This window comes from Citrobacter sp. Cf072 (assembly GCF_030334485.1).
Classification (GTDB): Bacteria; Pseudomonadota; Gammaproteobacteria; order Enterobacterales; family Enterobacteriaceae; genus Citrobacter; species Citrobacter freundii.
The window spans coordinates 1-16,003 of record NZ_JAOWDX010000033.1 but is presented as its reverse complement, the minus strand read 5'-3'; the positions used below and the strand labels follow the sequence as shown (position 1 = coordinate 16,003).

The window sequence follows — 16,003 nt, the reverse complement described above, 5'->3', positions numbered from 1 at the left end:
TGATCCGGTTACTCGTCAGCGATGCTTGCCGGTGGCCAGTTTTCCAGGCGCATGCCCAGAGACAGTCCACGGGAAGCCAGCACGTCTTTAATCTCGGTAAGAGATTTTTTACCAAGGTTAGGCGTCTTAAGAAGCTCAACCTCAGTACGCTGTACCAGATCACCGATATAGTGGATAGCTTCTGCTTTGAGGCAGTTAGCAGAGCGGACAGTCAATTCCAGATCGTCAACAGGGCGCAGCAGGATCGGATCGAATTCTGGTTTCTCTTCTTTAACTTCCGGCTGACGTACATCACGTAAATCAACGAAAGCTTCCAGTTGTTCAGCCAGAATGGTAGCCGCACGACGAATCGCCTCTTCAGGATCGATTGTGCCGTTGGTTTCCATTTCGATGACCAGCTTGTCCAGGTCGGTACGCTGTTCTACACGCGCTGCTTCAACATTGTAGGCAATACGCTCTACAGGGCTGTAGCATGCGTCGACCAGCAGACGGCCGATTGGGCGCTCATCTTCTTCCGAATGAATTCGGGTAGAAGCCGGCACATAACCACGACCGCGCTGAACTTTGATACGCATGCTAATAGATGCATTCTCATCGGTCAGGTGGCAGATCACGTGCTGTGGCTTGACGATTTCGACATCACCATCATGGGTAATGTCGGCTGCAGTCACAGGGCCAATGCCAGATTTATTCAAGGTAAGAATAACATCATCTTTACCCTGAACTCTCACCGCCAGCCCTTTCAGGTTGAGCAGGATTTCCAGGATATCTTCCTGAACGCCTTCTTTGGTGCTGTACTCATGTAGTACACCATCAATCTCAACCTCGGTCACCGCGCAACCCGGCATCGATGAGAGCAGAATACGGCGCAGTGCGTTACCCAAAGTATGGCCAAAGCCACGCTCTAAAGGCTCAAGGGTCACCTTGGCGTGCGTCGAACTCACTTGCTCGATATCTACCAGGCGCGGTTTTAGAAACTCTGTCACAGAACCCTGCATTGTGTCCTCTCTTTGGTACTAAGCTTTACTTGGAGTAAAGCTCGACGATCAGGTGTTCGTTAATGTCCGCAGACAGATCAGAACGCTCCGGCTTACGCTTGAACGTACCTTCCATCTTGCCAGCATCAACTTCCAGCCAGGTTGGCTTTTCACGCTGCTCAGCCAGCTCCAGAGCGGCTTTCACGCGAGACTGCTTCTTCGCTTTCTCACGAATGCTAACAACGTCATTCGGACTAACCTGATAAGAAGCGATGTTAACAACACGACCGTTTACCATAATTGCTTTATGGCTGACCAGCTGACGTGCTTCTGCACGAGTGGCACCGAAGCCCATACGGTATACAACGTTGTCCAGACGACCTTCCAGCAGACCCAACAGGTTTTCACCGGTGTTGCCTTTCAGACGTGCTGCTTCTTTGTAGTAGTTACGGAACTGACGCTCCAGCACACCGTAGATACGGCGAACTTTTTGCTTTTCACGCAACTGCACACCATAGTCAGACAGACGCGGTTTACGCGCACCGTGCTGGCCAGGAGCTTGTTCAATTTTACACTTGGTATCGATCGCGCGAACGCCAGACTTAAGGAATAAGTCAGTGCCCTCACGACGGCTCAGCTTGAGCTTAGGACCCAAATATCTTGCCATTTTCTTTCTCCAACAATCCTAGAAACGACAGCGTTATACGCGACGTTTTTTCGGCGGACGACAACCGTTATGAGGGATCGGAGTCACATCAGTAATATTAGTGATGCGGAAACCAGCGGCGTTCAGAGCACGAACAGTAGATTCGCGACCTGGACCCGGTCCTTTGACCATAACTTCCAGATTCTTGATACCGTATTCTTTTACGGCTTCAGCGCAACGCTCTGCTGCAACCTGAGCTGCAAACGGAGTGGATTTGCGAGAACCACGGAAACCGGAACCACCGGCTGTTGCCCAACCCAGTGCGTTACCCTGACGATCAGTAATGGTAACGATGGTGTTGTTAAAAGAAGCATGGATATGAGCCACGCCGTCAGAGACTTGTTTTCTTACACGTTTACGTGCACGAATTGGTGCCTTTGCCATTATTCAATCACCCCGATTATTTCTTGATCGGTTTGCGCGGACCCTTACGGGTACGTGCGTTGGTCTTGGTACGCTGACCGCGAACCGGGAGACCACGACGATGACGCAAACCGCGATAGCAACCAAGGTCCATAAGGCGCTTGATGCTCATGCTAACTTCACGGCGCAGATCACCTTCAACGACAAATTTGGCAACTTCGTCACGCAGCGTGTCGATTTGTTCTTCAGACAGCTCACTGATCTTAACATCTTCAGCGATACCCGCGGCAGCCAGAATGGCTTTAGAACGGGTCTTGCCGACGCCGTAGATCGAAGTTAATGCGATCACAGCATGTTTCTGATCAGGAATGTTAATGCCTGCTATACGGGCCACTATGCACTCCTACTATTTAATATGTACGCACCATGCTGAAAAGCCCGTTTTCAGGATACTCAAATGGAAACGCACAGACATACAAAAGATTGGCTGGCTAATCTAGCCAGCTCAACCCAACTTTGCAAGAAAAATATGCGAATAAATCAGCCTTGGCGCTGTTTATGCTTCGGCTCGGCACTGCAAATCACACGGATGACACCATCACGCTTAACGATTTTGCAGTTACGGCATAATTTCTTGACGGAAGCACGAACTTTCATTTTTACTCTCCGTAACTTCTCGGGCGACTGTTAACGGCCGTAGCCTTTCAGATTCGCCTTCTTCAATGCAGACTCGTACTGACTTGACATCATCAGAGTTTGCACTTGAGCCATAAAGTCCATAATCACGACAACAACGATAAGCAGTGAGGTCCCACCGAAGTAGAACGGTACTTTCATTGCATCACGCATGAACTCCGGGATCAGGCAGATAAAGGTAATGTAGAGCGCACCAACCAAAGTCAGGCGGGTCATTACTTTATCGATATACTTCGCCGTTTGCTCTCCCGGACGAATTCCTGGTACAAATGCACCGGACTTCTTCAGGTTATCTGCTGTTTCACGCGGGTTGAAAACCAACGCCGTGTAGAAGAAACAGAAGAATATGATTGCAGACGCATAGAGTAACACATAAAGCGGTTGCCCAGGCTGCAAATACAGCGAAATTGTTGTCAGCCAGTTCCAACCAGTCCCGCCCCCGAACCATGACGCGATGGTCGCCGGGAACAGAATAATACTGGAAGCGAAGATTGCCGGGATTACCCCCGCCATATTCACTTTCAGCGGTAAATGTGTGCTCTGTGCAGCATAGACACGACGACCTTGCTGACGTTTCGCGTAGTTTACCACAATGCGGCGTTGACCACGCTCAACAAATACAACAAAGAACGTCACTGCGAATACTAATACTGCAACCAACAGCAACACGAGGAAGTGCAGGTCGCCTTGACGCGCTTGCTCGATAGTATGGGCAATGGCTGGCGGGAGTCCCGCTACAATACCGGCGAAGATAATGATTGAGATACCGTTGCCGATACCACGTTCAGTAATCTGTTCACCCAACCACATCAGGAACATCGTCCCTGTAACCAGACTTACAACAGCGGTGAAATAGAATGCAAAGCCTGGGTTCATCACCAGGCCCTGCATACCAGGCATATTCGGCAGACCGGTAGCAATACCGATCGACTGGAATATTGCCAGCACCAGAGTACCGTAGCGGGTGTACTGGCTGATCTTACGACGACCAGACTCCCCTTCTTTCTTAATTTCTGCCAGCGTTGGATGAACCACCGTCAGCAGCTGGATAATGATCGACGCCGAAATATACGGCATGATCCCCAGAGCAAAGATAGAAGCACGGCTGAGAGCACCACCAGAGAACATGTTAAACATTTCAATGATGGTGCCTCGCTGTTGCTCAAGCAGTTTGGCAAGTACAGCGGCATCAATACCAGGGATCGGAATGAAAGAGCCAATACGGAACACAATCAGCGCGCCGATTACAAACAGCAGTCTGCGTTTCAGCTCGCCTAAGCCACCTTTGGCACTTTGAAAATCTAATCCCGGTTGTTTAGCCATCTGCTACTTATTCCTCGATTTTACCGCCAGCAGCTTCGATAGCAGCACGAGCGCCTTTAGTAACACGCAGGCCACGAACAGTTACCGGAGTAGTGACTTCACCAGCCAGGATCACTTTCGCGAACTCGATCTGGATACCGATAATGTTAGCTGCTTTCAGCGTGTTCAGGTCTACAACACCGCCTTCAACTTTAGCCAGGTCAGACAGACGAACTTCGGCTGTAATCGCTGCTTTACGTGAAGTGAAGCCGAATTTCGGCAGACGACGGTACAGAGGCATCTGACCACCCTCGAAACCGCGACGTACGCCACCGCCAGAACGAGACTTCTGACCTTTGTGACCACGACCACCGGTTTTACCGAGGCCAGAACCGATACCACGACCCAGGCGGCGAGCCGCTTTTTTAGAGCCTTCGGCCGGAGACAGAGTATTTAAACGCATCTCTTACTCCTCAACTTTAACCATGAAGGAAACCGCGTTGACCATACCACGAACAGCAGGAGTATCCTCGCGCTCTACGGTGTGACCAATACGACGCAGACCCAGGCCAAGCAGCGTTGCCTTGTGTTTCGGCAGACGACCGATTGCACTGCGGGTTTGAGTAATTTTAATAGTCTTTGCCATGGTTTATTTCCCCAGAATTTCTTCAACGGATTTACCACGCTTGGCAGCGACCATTTCCGGAGATTTCATATTTTCCAGGCCATCGATAGTTGCACGAACCACGTTAATCGGGTTAGTAGAACCATACGCTTTAGCCAGAACGTTACGAACTCCAGCGACTTCCAGAACGGCGCGCATTGCACCACCGGCGATGATACCGGTACCTTCGGAAGCCGGCTGCATGAATACACGAGAACCCGTGTGAGTACCCTTAACCGGGTGCTGCAGGGTGCCGTGGTTCAGCGCGACGTTAATCATATTGCGACGGGCTTTTTCCATCGCTTTCTGGATCGCTGCTGGAACTTCACGCGCTTTACCGTAACCAAAACCAACGCGACCGTTACCATCACCAACTACAGTCAGAGCTGTGAAGGAGAAAATACGACCACCTTTAACGGTTTTAGATACGCGGTTAACCGCGATCAGCTTTTCCTGCAGTTCGCCAGCTTGTTTTTCGATGTGAGCCATCTTACACCTCTACCTTAGAACTGAAGGCCAGCTTCACGGGCAGCATCTGCCAGTGCCTGGACACGACCATGATATTGGAACCCGGAACGGTCAAAAGAAACATCTTTGATGCCTTTTTCCAGAGCGCGTTCAGCAACAGCTTTACCTACAGCTGCAGCAGCGTCTTTGTTACCGGTGTACTTCAATTGTTCAGCGATAGCTTTTTCTACAGTAGAAGCAGCTACCAGAACTTCAGAACCGTTCGGTGCAATTACCTGTGCGTAAATATGACGCGGGGTACGATGTACCACCAGGCGAGTTGCACCCAGCTCCTGGAGCTTGCGGCGTGCGCGGGTCGCACGACGGATACGAGCAGATTTCTTATCCATAGTGTTACCTTACTTCTTCTTAGCCTCTTTGGTACGCACGACTTCGTCGGCGTAACGAACACCCTTGCCTTTATAAGGCTCAGGACGACGGTAGGCGCGCAGATCTGCTGCAACCTGACCGATCAGCTGTTTATCAGCGCCTTTCAGCACGATTTCAGTCTGAGACGGACATTCTGCAGTGATTCCCGCAGGCAGCTGATGGTCAACTGGGTGAGAGAAACCTAAAGCCAGGTTTACTACATTCCCTTTAACCGCTGCACGATAACCTACACCAACCAGCTGAAGCTTCTTAGTGAAGCCTTCGGTAACACCGACAACCATTGCATTCAGCAGGGCACGCGCGGTACCAGCCTGAGCCCATCCATCTGCGTAACCATCACGCGGACCGAAGGTCAGTGCATTATCTGCATGATTTACTGCAACAGCATCGTTGAGAGTACGAGTCAGCTCGCCGTTTTTACCTTTGATCGTAATAACCTGACCGTTGATTTTTACATCAACGCCGGCAGGAATAACGACCGGTGCTTTAGCAACACGAGACATTTTTTCCTCCGATTAGGCTACGTAGCAGATAATTTCGCCACCAAGACCAGCCTGGCGCGCTGCACGATCAGTCATAACACCTTTAGAGGTAGAAACAACTGCGATACCCATGCCAGCCATAACTTTCGGCAGCTCGTCTTTACGCTTATAAATGCGCAGACCTGGGCGACTGACACGCTGAATGCTTTCTACAACAGCTTTACCCTGGAAATACTTGAGAGTAAGTTCCAGTTCCGGCTTGGTGTCGCCTTCAACTTTAAAATCTTCAATAAAACCTTCTTCCTTCAGCACGTTGGCAATTGCCACTTTCAGCTTGGAGGAAGGCATGGTGACCGCAGCTTTATTCGCGGCCTGACCGTTACGGATACGGGTCAGCATATCCGCGATCGGATCTTGCATGCTCATCTGTCTTTACTCCCGTGATTCAATTGGTAATTACCAGCTAGCCTTTTTCAAGCCTGGTACTTCACCGCGCATGGCGGCTTCACGCAGTTTGATACGGCTCAACCCGAACTTGCCCACATAGCCATGCGGACGACCTGTTTGACGGCAGCGGTTACGCTGACGGGACGGGCTGGAATCACGCGGCAGAGACTGCAGCTTGAGAACTGCGTTCCAACGATCTTCGTCGGTCGCGTTCACATCAGAGATAATAGCTTTCAGTTCAGCGCGTTTTGCGAAGTACTTATCAGCTAAAGCTACGCGCTTTACTTCGCGTGCTTTCATTGATTGCTTAGCCATTCAGTAACCCTACCTTACTTGCGGAACGGGAAGTCAAAGGCAGCCAGCAGAGCACGGCCTTCTTCGTCAGATTTCGCAGTAGTGGTAATGGTAATATCCAAACCACGCACGCGGTCGACTTTATCGTAGTCGATTTCTGGGAAGATGATCTGCTCACGGACACCCATGCTGTAGTTACCACGACCGTCGAAAGACTTAGCGGACAAGCCACGGAAGTCACGGATACGTGGAACAGCAATAGTGATCAGGCGCTCAAAGAACTCCCACATGCGTTCGCCACGCAGAGTTACTTTACAGCCGATCGGATAGCCCTGACGGATTTTGAAGCCTGCAACTGATTTGCGTGCTTTGGTGATCAGCGGTTTTTGACCGGAGATTGCTGTCAGGTCAGCTGCTGCGTTATCCAGCAGTTTCTTGTCAGCGATCGCTTCACCAACACCCATGTTCAGGGTGATCTTCTCGACCCGAGGGACTTGCATGACAGAATTGTAGTTAAACTCAGTCATGAGTTTAGCGACTACTTCGTCTTTGTAGTAATCATGCAGTTTCGCCATCGTACTACTCCAAATTACTTGATAGTTTCGCTGTTAGATTTGAAGAAACGGACTTTTTTGCCGTCTTCGAATCTAAAGCCTACACGGTCAGCCTTGCCGGTTGCCGCGTTGAAGATAGCAAGGTTAGAGATCTGAATAGCTGCTTCTTTCTCTACGATGCCGCCTGGTTGGTTCAGGGCCGGAACCGGCTTCTGATGTTTCTTAACCAGGTTGATACCTTCAACAATGACCTTGCCGGAAGACAGGACATTCTTAACTTTACCGCGTTTACCTTTATCTTTACCGGTTAACACGATAACTTCGTCATCACGACGGATCTTCGCTGCCATGATTCGCTCCTTAGAGTACTTCTGGTGCCAGAGAGATAATTTTCATGAACTTCTCGTTACGAAGTTCACGAGTTACCGGCCCAAAAATACGCGTACCGATAGGTTGCTCGCTGTTATTGTTTAAAATAACGCATGCATTACCATCGAAGCGAATGACAGAACCGTCCGGGCGACGAACACCCTTCTTGGTGCGCACCACTACCGCCTTCAGCACATCACCTTTTTTGACCTTACCACGCGGAATTGCTTCCTTGATGGTGATCTTGATGATATCGCCGACGCCTGCGTAGCGACGGTGCGAGCCACCCAGAACCTTGATACACATTACGCGACGTGCACCGGAGTTGTCGGCGACGTTCAGCATAGTCTGTTCTTGGATCATTTTAGTGCTCCGCTAATGTCAACTACTACTGAGACCCGAAAATCAGGTCGTTAAAAAAGCCCCATATCGGGGGCGCGGCATTATAACACCGCTTCAACGATATGGGTAGAAAAAATAAACGGCTCATCGCTGAGCCGTTTATTCGTTGAGAATGCCTACTGTATTACAGAACGGCTTTCTCTACAACGCGAACCAGCGTCCAGGACTTAGTCTTGGACAGCGGACGGCATTCGCGGATTTCAACCACGTCACCAGTACCGCATTCGTTGTTCTCGTCATGTACGTGCAGTTTGGTCGTACGCTTAATGAATTTACCGTAGATCGGGTGTTTCACAAAACGTTCGATAGCAACAACGATGGATTTCTCCATTTTATCGCTAACAACGCGACCTTGCAGAGTACGGATTTTATCGGTCATTACGCACCCGCCTTCTCAGTCAGTAAAGTCTTAACGCGTGCGACGTCACGACGCACTTGCTTCAACAGGTGAGACTGTTGCAGCTGGCCACTTGCAGCCTGCATACGCAGGTTGAACTGCTCACGCAGCAGATTCAGCAGCTCGGTGTTCAGCTCTTCAACACTCTTCTCACGCAGCTCTTTTGCTTTCATTACATCACCGTCTTAGTTACAAAGGTGGTTTTAATCGGCAGTTTCGCTGCTGCCAGCTTGAATGCTTCACGGGCCAGCTCTTCCGGTACGCCGTCCATTTCATACAGGACTTTACCCGGCTGAATCAAGGCAACCCAATACTCCACGTTACCTTTACCTTTACCCATACGCACTGCCAGCGGCTTTTCAGTGATCGGTTTGTCCGGGAATACACGGATCCAGATCTTACCTTGACGCTTAACTGCACGGGTCATAGCACGACGTGCTGCTTCGATCTGACGGGCAGTCAGACGACCACGGCCAACAGCTTTCAGACCGAAGCTGCCGAAGCTAACATCCGCGCCAGCAGCCAGACCGCGGTTACGGCCTTTGTGCATTTTACGGAATTTTGTACGCTTTGGTTGTAACATCAGCGACGCTCCTTATTTACGGCCTTTACGCTGCTGCTTTTTAGGTTGCGCAGCCGGTTTTTCCGGTTGTTCAACAGCAGCCATACCACCCAGGATCTCGCCTTTGAAGATCCATACCTTAACGCCGATTACACCGTAAGTGGTGTGCGCTTCAGAGGTGTTGTAGTCGATGTCAGCACGCAGAGTGTGCAGCGGTACGCGACCTTCGCGGTACCATTCAGTACGTGCGATTTCCGCGCCGCCCAGACGGCCGCTAACTTCAACTTTGATACCTTTAGCGCCCAGACGCATTGCGTTCTGTACAGCACGCTTCATAGCACGACGGAACATAACGCGACGTTCCAGCTGAGAAGTGATGCTGTCAGCAACCAATTTTGCGTCCAGTTCAGGCTTACGCACTTCGGCGATATTGATCTGAGCAGGAACGCCAGCAATATCCGCTACGACTTTGCGCAGTTTTTCTACGTCTTCGCCTTTCTTACCGATAACGATACCCGGGCGAGCGGTGTGAATGGTCACACGGATGCTCTTAGCCGGACGCTCGATAACGATACGAGATACAGACGCTTTAGCCAGTTCCTTAGTCAGGTACTGACGTACTTTAAAATCGCTGTCCAGGTTGTCAGCGAATTCTTTGGTGTTCGCAAACCAGGTTGAGTTCCATGGTTTTACAATACCCAGGCGAATACCATTAGGATGTACTTTCTGACCCATTGCTAGTCTCCAGAGTCTCAGCGATCGGACACAACCACAGTAATGTGGCTGGTGCGCTTCAGGATGCGATCTGCACGACCTTTTGCACGCGGCATAATGCGCTTCATGCTCGGGCCTTCGTCTACGAAAATTTTCGTAACTTTCAGATCGTCAATGTCAGCGCCATCGTTGTGTTCAGCGTTAGCAATGGCAGATTCCAGGACTTTCTTAACCAGTACAGCCGCTTTCTTATTGGTGTAGGTCAGAATATCCAGAGCCTGCGACACTTTCTTACCGCGAATCAGGTCTGCAACAAGGCGAACCTTCTGAGCAGAAGAACGAGCATGGCGATGTTGAGCTAAAGTTTCCATCTCTTCCTCCTACCTTATTTCTTCTTCGCTTTTTTATCAGCAGCATGGCCGCGATAAGTACGAGTCGGTGCGAATTCACCCAGTTTGTGACCGACCATTTCGTCGGAAACAAATACCGGAACGTGCTGACGACCATTATGGACAGCGATGGTCAAACCGATCATGTTAGGAAAGATCGTTGAACGACGGGACCAAGTGCGCAGGGGCTTCTTGTCTCCGCTTTCCACCGCTTTCTCTACCTTCTTCAGCAAGTGCAGGTCAATAAAAGGACCTTTCTTGAGAGAACGTGGCATGGCTTATCCTCTAAAATTATTTGCTACGGCGACGTACGATGAATTTATCAGTACGCTTGTTGCTGCGGGTCTTCTTACCTTTGGTCTGAACGCCCCACGGAGTTACCGGGTGCTTACCAAAGTTACGACCTTCACCACCACCATGTGGGTGGTCGACTGGGTTCATCGCAGTACCGCGAACGGTAGGACGAACACCACGCCAGCGTGCAGCACCTGCTTTACCCAGAACGCGCAGCATATGCTCAGCATTGCCAACTTCGCCCAGAGTTGCACGGCAGTCTGCTTCGACTTTACGCATTTCACCAGAACGCAGACGCAGGGTGACATAAGCACCATCACGAGCAACGATCTGAACGTAAGTACCAGCGGAACGTGCCAGCTGACCGCCTTTACCTGGTTTCATTTCTACGTTATGAACGGTAGAACCAACCGGGATATTACGCATCGGCAGGGTGTTACCTGCTTTGATTGCAGCATCAACGCCAGACTGAATCTGGTCGCCAGCTTTCAGGCCTTTAGGGGCCAGGATGTAACGGCGTTCACCGTCTTTGTACAGAACCAGCGCGATGTTCGCGGAGCGGTTCGGATCGTACTCAAGACGTTCAACAACTGCCGGGATACCGTCTTTGTTGCGTTTGAAGTCAACAATACGATAAGCCTGCTTGTGACCACCACCGATGTGACGAGTGGTGATACGGCCATTGTTGTTACGACCACCGGATTTGCTGTTTTTTTCAACCAGCGGAGCAAAAGGTTTGCCCTTGTGCAGCTCTGGGTTGACCACTTTAACAACGTGGCGACGACCCGGAGATGTCGGTTTACATTTAACAACTGCCATTGTATTACTCCTCCGACTTACTCAGCGCCGCCGACGAAGTCCAGATTCTGGCCTTCCTTCAGGGTGACGTAAGCTTTTTTCCAGTCGCTACGACGACCGATACGCTGTCCGTGACGTTTAACTTTCCCTTTAACTACCAGGGTGTTAACGACTTCGACTTCGACTTCAAACAGTTTCTGCACAGCAGCTTTGATTTCTGCTTTGGTCGCGTCTTTAGCAACTTTGAGAACGATGGTGTTAGTTTTTTCCATCGCAGTAGACGCTTTTTCAGAAACGTGCGGTGCGCGCAGCACTTTCAGCAGACGTTCTTCACGAATCATGCCAGCATCTCCTCAACTTGCTTAACAGCATCAGCAGTCATTACGACTTTGTCGAAGGCGATCAGGCTAACCGGGTCGATACCAGTTGCATCGCGTACGTCAACCTTGTGCAGGTTGCGCGCAGCCAGGAACAGGTTTTCGTCCAGCTCACCGGTGATGATCAGCACATCTTCCAGAGCCATGTCTTTCAGTTTCTGTGCCAGCAGCTTAGTTTTAGGCGCTTCTACAGAGAATGATTCGACAACGATCAGACGATCCTGACGTACCAGTTCGGACAGAATGCTTTTCAGCGCGCCGCGGTACATCTTTTTGTTAACTTTTTGACTGTGGTCCTGTGGACGAGCAGCGAAGGTCACGCCACCTGAACGCCAGATCGGGCTCTTGATAGAACCTGAACGCGCACGGCCGGTACCTTTCTGGCGCCACGGCTTTTTGCCTGAACCAGTTACTTCAGCACGAGTCTTCTGAGCACGAGTACCCTGACGAGCACCAGCTGCATAAGCAACAACAACCTGGTGAACCAGCGCTTCGTTGAAATCACGACCGAAGGTAGTTTCGGAAACAGTCAGCGCGCTCTGCGCGTCTTTCAATACTAATTCCATTGCTATCCCCTTACGCCTTCACAGCTGGTTTAACGATCAGGTCGCAACCGGTCGCACCCGGAACACCACCTTTAACCAGCAGCAGGTTGCGCTCAGCGTCAACACGTACTACGTCCAGGCTCTGAACGGTTACACGTTCGTTGCCCAGCTGACCTGCCATTTTCTTGCCTTTGAACACTTTGCCCGGAGTCTGGTTCTGACCGATAGAACCCGGAACGCGGTGAGACAAGGAGTTACCGTGAGTAGCGTCCTGGGTACGGAAGTTCCAGCGCTTAACGGTACCAGCGAAACCTTTACCTTTAGAGGTACCGGTTACGTCAACTTTTTTAACGTCAGCAAACAGTTCAACGCTAATGTTCTGACCAACGGTGTATTCTTCACCATCTGCCAGACGGAACTCCCACAGGCCGCGGCCAGCTTCTACGCCAGCTTTAGCAAAGTGGCCAGCTTCCGGCTTAGTTACGCGGTTAGCTTTTTTAGCACCGGTGGTAACCTGAACAGCGCGATAGCCATCGTTAGCCAGATCTTTAACCTGAGTAACGCGGTTTGCTTCAACTTCGATAACGGTTACTGGGATAGATACGCCATCTTCAGTGAAGATGCGGGTCATACCCACTTTTTTACCGACTAAACCAATCATTGTATCAACCTCTCAATCGCTCGATGACCTGATTAACCCAGGCTGATCTGCACGTCTACACCGGCAGCCAGGTCCAGACGCATCAGAGCATCAACGGTTTTTTCAGTTGGCTCAACGATGTCAACCAGACGCTTGTGAGTACGGATCTCGTACTGATCACGCGCGTCTTTGTTGACGTGCGGGGAGATCAGAACGGTGAAACGCTCTTTGCGGGTCGGCAGCGGGATCGGACCACGAACCTGCGCACCAGTGCGCTTGGCAGTCTCGACGATTTCCGCGGTTGATTGATCGATCAGACGATGATCAAACGCTTTCAAACGGATACGGATTCTTTGGTTCTGCATGAGACCAGAGCTCCAATTATTTTATAGACGAAATAGTTACTCCTCAAACCCATTACGATTGATGGGAGAGTGTAACCGTTCTTACAGAGTTCCCCGATTGGGAACATTGTCTGGTATTGCTTTCGCAGTACCGGTGGCTCATATCGAACCGCTGTCAATATTAGACAAGCCCGCGCATTATACGTAAATCTCAGTCTTAAGCAAGTGCCGCGTAGAAATTAATCACTCGTTCATAAATGCGGGCCTCCTTCCACTCTGATTGTATGTCCTGTGATGCAACGCGTTTTCCGTGGAAGAGAGCATCCATAACTCACATCCGGGACTTGTAGGGCCGGCGGGCTTACCCGAAGGTAAACTCTTTACCAAATGAGATTTGCCCATGTACATCGACCTCCCCTTTCTGCTTATTTATGTTTCGCTATCAGGGTTGCTCTTAGTCCATGACCTGCGTACCGGGTTGCTGCCCGACAAATTTACCTGCCCTCTTTTGTGGGGCGGTCTTATTTATCATCAGTGCTGCAGACCTGCACAGTTATCCGACGCGCTTTGGGGTGCCGTAGCGGGCTATGGGGTATTTGCTTTGTTCTACTGGGGGTATCGTTTGATATGCCGACAGGAAGGATTAGGCTTTGGTGATGTCAAATTTCTTGCCGCACTGGGCGCATGGCATCGCTGGGAATCATTGCCACTGTTGGTTTTACTTGCCACGGGCATGGCATGTTGTCTCACCGGGATTTCTTGCGTCCGTTACGGGAGACAGATGCTAAAAAACCCGCTGCCTTTTGGGCCATATCTGGCGGCTGCGGGTTTCGTTATTGGCTGGGTAAATCTGATACAGGGCGGTTAGTCACTGACTTTTATTTGCGATTGCAGATAATTTTGCAAGCCAAGTTTTGCAATCAGGTCCAGCTCAGTTTCGAGCCAGTCAATATGCCCTTCTTCTTCAGTCAGGATCTCGATCATCATGTCCCGGCTGACATAATCATGAACGCTATCGGCATAGGCAATGGCTTCACGCAGATCTTTCGCCCCATCCAACTCGAGTCGAAGATCGGATTGCAGCATCTCTTCAACGTCTTCGCCAATACCCAACTTGCCAAGATCCTGCAAGTTCGGGAGCCCTTCTAAGAATAAAATACGCTCGATATATTTATCAGCGTGTTTCATCTCATCGATAGATTCATGGTACTCAACATCATTGAGGCGAGTCAGTCCCCAGTTTTTAAACATACGAGCATGGAGAAAATACTGGTTGATCGCGACAAGCTCATTTCCCAATAGTTTATTGAGATAATTTATGATTTTAACATCACCTTTCATTTTATAGTCCCTCCGCTTCCACTCTTAGAGCGTAGATGGGGCTACAGGGATGTCAAAAAAAAGAGTGTGACTTAGGCGATCTCTTTAAATTCTGGCATTTGCGTTAATTCATCCTGCATGACTTCACGGGCAGCACGAATGCACTTACCGCATTGATTTCCTACAGGAATAAATTTACGTAATTGCTGAAAGGACTGAGGGTGAAACTGGCGAACAGCCTGACGTATTTTTTTATCACTTATCGCATTACACAAACAAACGTACATGATCGCTCCCGTTCAATTTCTGTGCAAAGTGTAAATGAGAATAGTTATGATTACAATAGCACAACGCTATTTACGCGGCGGGAGAATGAATAAATATGACAGCTACTAAATTGCAGGCAGCAAAAAGGGCGCCGAAGCGCCCTTTTTAAGCTCAAAGCTAATTAATCAATAATTAGCTCATTACTTTAGCAACAACGCCCGCACCAACAGTACGGCCGCCTTCACGGATTGCGAAACGCAGACCGTCGTCCATCGCGATCGGGTGGATCAGGGTAACAACCATTTTGATGTTGTCGCCCGGCATTACCATCTCTACGCCTTCCGGCAGTTCGATGGTACCAGTCACGTCAGTAGTACGGAAGTAGAACTGCGGACGGTAGCCTTTGAAGAACGGAGTATGACGGCCGCCTTCGTCTTTGGACAGAATGTACACTTCAGATTCGAACTTGGTGTGCGGCTTGATAGAGCCCGGCTTAGCCAGTACCTGACCACGTTCGATTTCTTCACGTTTGATACCACGCAGCAGAACACCAACGTTCTCACCAGCACGGCCTTCGTCCAGCAGTTTGCGGAACATTTCAACGCCAGTACAGGTAGACTTAGCAGTCTCTTTGATACCAACGATTTCAACTTCTTCACCAACCTTGATGATACCGCGCTCTACACGACCGGTAACAACGGTACCACGACCGGAGATGGAGAATACGTCTTCGATAGGCAGCAGGAACGGCTTGTCAATCGCACGCTCTGGTTCTGGGATGTAAGAATCCAGGAAGCCAGCCAGTTCGATGATTTTCGCTTCCCACTCTGCTTCGCCTTCCAGCGCTTTCAGAGCAGAACCACGAACGATCGGAGTGTCGTCGCCCGGGAAATCGTACTGAGACAGAAGTTCACGAACTTCCATTTCTACCAGTTCCAGCAGCTCTTCGTCATCAACCATGTCGCATTTGTTCAGGAACACGATGATGTACGGAACGCCTACCTGACGACCCAGCAGGATGTGCTCACGAGTCTGCGGCATCGGGCCGTCAGTCGCAGCAACAACCAGGATCGCGCCGTCCATCTGCGCAGCACCGGTGATCATGTTTTTAACATAGTCGGCGTGGCCCGGGCAGTCTACGTGTGCGTAGTGGCGAGTCGGGGTGTCATATTCAACGTGAGAAGTGTTGATGGTGATACCACG

31 protein-coding genes are annotated in these 16,003 nt (G+C 50.3%); 1 reads left to right on the top strand and 30 read right to left on the bottom strand.

What is annotated here, in order from left to right; all coding sequences use genetic code 11:
* Positions 1 to 8: 8 nt before the first annotated feature.
* From OGX66_RS02775 to rpsJ, 27 genes are all read right to left on the bottom strand, one after another.
* A complete protein-coding gene (locus OGX66_RS02775; protein WP_003031139.1) occupies positions 9 to 998 on the bottom strand; it encodes a DNA-directed RNA polymerase subunit alpha in 990 nt (329 codons plus the stop codon).
* 25 nt (positions 999 to 1,023) lie between these two features.
* Positions 1,024 to 1,644, bottom strand: a complete 621-nt coding sequence (gene rpsD, locus OGX66_RS02770; RefSeq protein ID WP_003031138.1) for a 30S ribosomal protein S4 — start codon at positions 1,642 to 1,644, stop codon at positions 1,024 to 1,026.
* Between the two features lie 33 nt (positions 1,645 to 1,677).
* A complete protein-coding gene (rpsK, locus tag OGX66_RS02765; protein WP_003031137.1) occupies positions 1,678 to 2,067 on the bottom strand; it encodes a 30S ribosomal protein S11 in 390 nt (129 codons plus the stop codon).
* Positions 2,068 to 2,083: 16 nt separating this feature from the next.
* Positions 2,084 to 2,440, bottom strand: a complete 357-nt coding sequence (gene rpsM / locus OGX66_RS02760; protein ID WP_003031135.1) for a 30S ribosomal protein S13 — start codon at positions 2,438 to 2,440, stop codon at positions 2,084 to 2,086.
* Positions 2,441 to 2,586: 146 nt separating this feature from the next.
* On the bottom strand, positions 2,587 to 2,703 hold the full coding sequence (gene rpmJ / locus OGX66_RS02755) for a 50S ribosomal protein L36 (protein WP_000868187.1): 117 nt from the start codon (positions 2,701 to 2,703) through the stop codon (positions 2,587 to 2,589).
* A 30-nt stretch (positions 2,704 to 2,733) separates the two neighbouring features.
* Positions 2,734 to 4,065 (bottom strand): preprotein translocase subunit SecY, encoded by a 1,332-nt coding sequence (gene secY, locus OGX66_RS02750; protein ID WP_001118864.1) that lies wholly within the window; start codon positions 4,063 to 4,065, stop codon positions 2,734 to 2,736.
* Between the two features lie 7 nt (positions 4,066 to 4,072).
* Positions 4,073 to 4,507 (bottom strand): 50S ribosomal protein L15, encoded by a 435-nt coding sequence (gene rplO / locus OGX66_RS02745; RefSeq protein ID WP_003031132.1) that lies wholly within the window; start codon positions 4,505 to 4,507, stop codon positions 4,073 to 4,075.
* 3 nt (positions 4,508 to 4,510) lie between these two features.
* Positions 4,511 to 4,690, bottom strand: a complete 180-nt coding sequence (gene rpmD, locus OGX66_RS02740) for a 50S ribosomal protein L30 (RefSeq protein WP_001140434.1) — start codon at positions 4,688 to 4,690, stop codon at positions 4,511 to 4,513.
* Between the two features lie 3 nt (positions 4,691 to 4,693).
* The gene (gene rpsE / locus OGX66_RS02735) at positions 4,694 to 5,197 is read right to left on the bottom strand and encodes a 30S ribosomal protein S5 (RefSeq protein WP_003031131.1); all 504 of its coding nucleotides are present in this window, start codon (positions 5,195 to 5,197) and stop codon (positions 4,694 to 4,696) included.
* Positions 5,198 to 5,211: 14 nt separating this feature from the next.
* Complete coding sequence (gene rplR, locus OGX66_RS02730) at positions 5,212 to 5,565, bottom strand: 50S ribosomal protein L18 (protein ID WP_000358960.1); 354 nt, start codon at positions 5,563 to 5,565, stop codon at positions 5,212 to 5,214.
* Between the two features lie 9 nt (positions 5,566 to 5,574).
* Positions 5,575 to 6,108, bottom strand: a complete 534-nt coding sequence (gene rplF, locus OGX66_RS02725) for a 50S ribosomal protein L6 (protein ID WP_003031129.1) — start codon at positions 6,106 to 6,108, stop codon at positions 5,575 to 5,577.
* A gap of 12 nt (positions 6,109 to 6,120) precedes the next feature.
* A complete protein-coding gene (gene rpsH / locus OGX66_RS02720) occupies positions 6,121 to 6,513 on the bottom strand; it encodes a 30S ribosomal protein S8 (protein ID WP_003031127.1) in 393 nt (130 codons plus the stop codon).
* A 30-nt stretch (positions 6,514 to 6,543) separates the two neighbouring features.
* Positions 6,544 to 6,849, bottom strand: a complete 306-nt coding sequence (gene rpsN, locus OGX66_RS02715; protein WP_003031125.1) for a 30S ribosomal protein S14 — start codon at positions 6,847 to 6,849, stop codon at positions 6,544 to 6,546.
* Positions 6,850 to 6,863: 14 nt separating this feature from the next.
* Entirely contained in the window at positions 6,864 to 7,403 is a 540-nt protein-coding gene (gene rplE / locus OGX66_RS02710; protein ID WP_003031123.1) for a 50S ribosomal protein L5, read from the bottom strand.
* Positions 7,404 to 7,417: 14 nt separating this feature from the next.
* Positions 7,418 to 7,732, bottom strand: coding sequence for a 50S ribosomal protein L24 (gene rplX / locus OGX66_RS02705; RefSeq protein ID WP_003031122.1), 315 nt, complete (start codon positions 7,730 to 7,732; stop codon positions 7,418 to 7,420).
* 10 nt (positions 7,733 to 7,742) lie between these two features.
* Positions 7,743 to 8,114: a 50S ribosomal protein L14 gene (gene rplN / locus OGX66_RS02700; RefSeq protein WP_000613954.1), complete on the bottom strand. Its 372-nt coding sequence runs from the start codon at positions 8,112 to 8,114 to the stop codon at positions 7,743 to 7,745.
* Between the two features lie 163 nt (positions 8,115 to 8,277).
* Positions 8,278 to 8,532, bottom strand: a complete 255-nt coding sequence (rpsQ, locus tag OGX66_RS02695; protein WP_003031120.1) for a 30S ribosomal protein S17 — start codon at positions 8,530 to 8,532, stop codon at positions 8,278 to 8,280.
* Positions 8,532 to 8,723, bottom strand: a complete 192-nt coding sequence (gene rpmC / locus OGX66_RS02690) for a 50S ribosomal protein L29 (protein WP_000644742.1) — start codon at positions 8,721 to 8,723, stop codon at positions 8,532 to 8,534. The genes rpsQ and rpmC overlap by 1 nt, the downstream gene beginning before the upstream one ends.
* Positions 8,723 to 9,133: a 50S ribosomal protein L16 gene (rplP, locus tag OGX66_RS02685; protein ID WP_000941208.1), complete on the bottom strand. Its 411-nt coding sequence runs from the start codon at positions 9,131 to 9,133 to the stop codon at positions 8,723 to 8,725. Before rplP ends, rpmC begins: the two co-directional genes overlap by 1 nt.
* A 12-nt stretch (positions 9,134 to 9,145) precedes the next feature.
* Positions 9,146 to 9,847 (bottom strand): 30S ribosomal protein S3, encoded by a 702-nt coding sequence (gene rpsC, locus OGX66_RS02680; RefSeq protein WP_000529945.1) that lies wholly within the window; start codon positions 9,845 to 9,847, stop codon positions 9,146 to 9,148.
* 17 nt (positions 9,848 to 9,864) lie between these two features.
* A complete protein-coding gene (rplV, locus tag OGX66_RS02675; RefSeq protein WP_000448832.1) occupies positions 9,865 to 10,197 on the bottom strand; it encodes a 50S ribosomal protein L22 in 333 nt (110 codons plus the stop codon).
* Positions 10,198 to 10,211: 14 nt separating this feature from the next.
* Positions 10,212 to 10,490: a 30S ribosomal protein S19 gene (gene rpsS / locus OGX66_RS02670; RefSeq protein WP_001138115.1), complete on the bottom strand. Its 279-nt coding sequence runs from the start codon at positions 10,488 to 10,490 to the stop codon at positions 10,212 to 10,214.
* 16 nt (positions 10,491 to 10,506) lie between these two features.
* Complete coding sequence (gene rplB / locus OGX66_RS02665; protein ID WP_000301869.1) at positions 10,507 to 11,328, bottom strand: 50S ribosomal protein L2; 822 nt, start codon at positions 11,326 to 11,328, stop codon at positions 10,507 to 10,509.
* Between the two features lie 17 nt (positions 11,329 to 11,345).
* Positions 11,346 to 11,648: a 50S ribosomal protein L23 gene (gene rplW / locus OGX66_RS02660; protein WP_000617546.1), complete on the bottom strand. Its 303-nt coding sequence runs from the start codon at positions 11,646 to 11,648 to the stop codon at positions 11,346 to 11,348.
* Positions 11,645 to 12,250 carry a 50S ribosomal protein L4 gene (rplD, locus tag OGX66_RS02655; RefSeq protein WP_003031119.1) on the bottom strand — a complete coding sequence of 202 codons (606 nt, stop codon included), beginning with the start codon at positions 12,248 to 12,250 and terminating at the stop codon, positions 11,645 to 11,647. Before rplD ends, rplW begins: the two co-directional genes overlap by 4 nt.
* A 10-nt stretch (positions 12,251 to 12,260) precedes the next feature.
* The gene (gene rplC / locus OGX66_RS02650; RefSeq protein WP_003031117.1) at positions 12,261 to 12,890 is read right to left on the bottom strand and encodes a 50S ribosomal protein L3; all 630 of its coding nucleotides are present in this window, start codon (positions 12,888 to 12,890) and stop codon (positions 12,261 to 12,263) included.
* A gap of 32 nt (positions 12,891 to 12,922) precedes the next feature.
* Positions 12,923 to 13,234 carry a 30S ribosomal protein S10 gene (gene rpsJ / locus OGX66_RS02645; protein WP_001181005.1) on the bottom strand — a complete coding sequence of 104 codons (312 nt, stop codon included), beginning with the start codon at positions 13,232 to 13,234 and terminating at the stop codon, positions 12,923 to 12,925.
* A gap of 379 nt (positions 13,235 to 13,613) precedes the next feature.
* Between rpsJ and OGX66_RS02640 the strand changes: the two genes are divergently transcribed.
* Complete coding sequence (locus tag OGX66_RS02640) at positions 13,614 to 14,081, top strand: prepilin peptidase (protein WP_049002893.1); 468 nt, start codon at positions 13,614 to 13,616, stop codon at positions 14,079 to 14,081.
* On the opposite strand, the gene bfr is transcribed toward OGX66_RS02640, so the two are convergent.
* From bfr to tuf, 3 genes are all read right to left on the bottom strand, one after another.
* Positions 14,078 to 14,554: a bacterioferritin gene (gene bfr, locus OGX66_RS02635; protein WP_003031113.1), complete on the bottom strand. Its 477-nt coding sequence runs from the start codon at positions 14,552 to 14,554 to the stop codon at positions 14,078 to 14,080. The two genes, OGX66_RS02640 and bfr, sit on opposite strands and share 4 nt — an antisense overlap.
* A 71-nt stretch (positions 14,555 to 14,625) precedes the next feature.
* Positions 14,626 to 14,820, bottom strand: coding sequence for a bacterioferritin-associated ferredoxin (gene bfd / locus OGX66_RS02630; protein ID WP_003031111.1), 195 nt, complete (start codon positions 14,818 to 14,820; stop codon positions 14,626 to 14,628).
* A 172-nt stretch (positions 14,821 to 14,992) separates the two neighbouring features.
* Positions 14,993 to 16,003: elongation factor Tu (gene tuf / locus OGX66_RS02625; RefSeq protein ID WP_127674166.1), on the bottom strand; the 1,011-nt coding region annotated here is incomplete at its 5' end.

What these genes read in the sequence shown, in the direction of transcription:
- OGX66_RS02775 (WP_003031139.1), bottom strand. Translation starts at nt 998, where the DNA reads ATGCAGGGTTCTGTGACAGAGTTTCTAAAACCGCGCCTGGTAGATATC.
- rpsD (WP_003031138.1), bottom strand. Translation starts at nt 1,644, where the DNA reads ATGGCAAGATATTTGGGTCCTAAGCTCAAGCTGAGCCGTCGTGAGGGC.
- rpsK (WP_003031137.1), bottom strand. Translation starts at nt 2,067, where the DNA reads ATGGCAAAGGCACCAATTCGTGCACGTAAACGTGTAAGAAAACAAGTC.
- rpmJ (WP_000868187.1), bottom strand. Translation starts at nt 2,703, where the DNA reads ATGAAAGTTCGTGCTTCCGTCAAGAAATTATGCCGTAACTGCAAAATC.
- secY (WP_001118864.1), bottom strand. Translation starts at nt 4,065, where the DNA reads ATGGCTAAACAACCGGGATTAGATTTTCAAAGTGCCAAAGGTGGCTTA.
- rplO (WP_003031132.1), bottom strand. Translation starts at nt 4,507, where the DNA reads ATGCGTTTAAATACTCTGTCTCCGGCCGAAGGCTCTAAAAAAGCGGCT.
- rpmD (WP_001140434.1), bottom strand. Translation starts at nt 4,690, where the DNA reads ATGGCAAAGACTATTAAAATTACTCAAACCCGCAGTGCAATCGGTCGT.
- rpsE (WP_003031131.1), bottom strand. Translation starts at nt 5,197, where the DNA reads ATGGCTCACATCGAAAAACAAGCTGGCGAACTGCAGGAAAAGCTGATC.
- rplR (WP_000358960.1), bottom strand. Translation starts at nt 5,565, where the DNA reads ATGGATAAGAAATCTGCTCGTATCCGTCGTGCGACCCGCGCACGCCGC.
- rplF (WP_003031129.1), bottom strand. Translation starts at nt 6,108, where the DNA reads ATGTCTCGTGTTGCTAAAGCACCGGTCGTTATTCCTGCCGGCGTTGAT.
- rpsH (WP_003031127.1), bottom strand. Translation starts at nt 6,513, where the DNA reads ATGAGCATGCAAGATCCGATCGCGGATATGCTGACCCGTATCCGTAAC.
- rpsN (WP_003031125.1), bottom strand. Translation starts at nt 6,849, where the DNA reads ATGGCTAAGCAATCAATGAAAGCACGCGAAGTAAAGCGCGTAGCTTTA.
- rplE (WP_003031123.1), bottom strand. Translation starts at nt 7,403, where the DNA reads ATGGCGAAACTGCATGATTACTACAAAGACGAAGTAGTCGCTAAACTC.
- rplX (WP_003031122.1), bottom strand. Translation starts at nt 7,732, where the DNA reads ATGGCAGCGAAGATCCGTCGTGATGACGAAGTTATCGTGTTAACCGGT.
- rplN (WP_000613954.1), bottom strand. Translation starts at nt 8,114, where the DNA reads ATGATCCAAGAACAGACTATGCTGAACGTCGCCGACAACTCCGGTGCA.
- rpsQ (WP_003031120.1), bottom strand. Translation starts at nt 8,532, where the DNA reads ATGACCGATAAAATCCGTACTCTGCAAGGTCGCGTTGTTAGCGATAAA.
- rpmC (WP_000644742.1), bottom strand. Translation starts at nt 8,723, where the DNA reads ATGAAAGCAAAAGAGCTGCGTGAGAAGAGTGTTGAAGAGCTGAACACC.
- rplP (WP_000941208.1), bottom strand. Translation starts at nt 9,133, where the DNA reads ATGTTACAACCAAAGCGTACAAAATTCCGTAAAATGCACAAAGGCCGT.
- rpsC (WP_000529945.1), bottom strand. Translation starts at nt 9,847, where the DNA reads ATGGGTCAGAAAGTACATCCTAATGGTATTCGCCTGGGTATTGTAAAA.
- rplV (WP_000448832.1), bottom strand. Translation starts at nt 10,197, where the DNA reads ATGGAAACTTTAGCTCAACATCGCCATGCTCGTTCTTCTGCTCAGAAG.
- rpsS (WP_001138115.1), bottom strand. Translation starts at nt 10,490, where the DNA reads ATGCCACGTTCTCTCAAGAAAGGTCCTTTTATTGACCTGCACTTGCTG.
- rplB (WP_000301869.1), bottom strand. Translation starts at nt 11,328, where the DNA reads ATGGCAGTTGTTAAATGTAAACCGACATCTCCGGGTCGTCGCCACGTT.
- rplW (WP_000617546.1), bottom strand. Translation starts at nt 11,648, where the DNA reads ATGATTCGTGAAGAACGTCTGCTGAAAGTGCTGCGCGCACCGCACGTT.
- rplD (WP_003031119.1), bottom strand. Translation starts at nt 12,250, where the DNA reads ATGGAATTAGTATTGAAAGACGCGCAGAGCGCGCTGACTGTTTCCGAA.
- rplC (WP_003031117.1), bottom strand. Translation starts at nt 12,890, where the DNA reads ATGATTGGTTTAGTCGGTAAAAAAGTGGGTATGACCCGCATCTTCACT.
- rpsJ (WP_001181005.1), bottom strand. Translation starts at nt 13,234, where the DNA reads ATGCAGAACCAAAGAATCCGTATCCGTTTGAAAGCGTTTGATCATCGT.
- OGX66_RS02640 (WP_049002893.1), top strand. Translation starts at nt 13,614, where the DNA reads ATGTACATCGACCTCCCCTTTCTGCTTATTTATGTTTCGCTATCAGGG.
- bfr (WP_003031113.1), bottom strand. Translation starts at nt 14,554, where the DNA reads ATGAAAGGTGATGTTAAAATCATAAATTATCTCAATAAACTATTGGGA.
- bfd (WP_003031111.1), bottom strand. Translation starts at nt 14,820, where the DNA reads ATGTACGTTTGTTTGTGTAATGCGATAAGTGATAAAAAAATACGTCAG.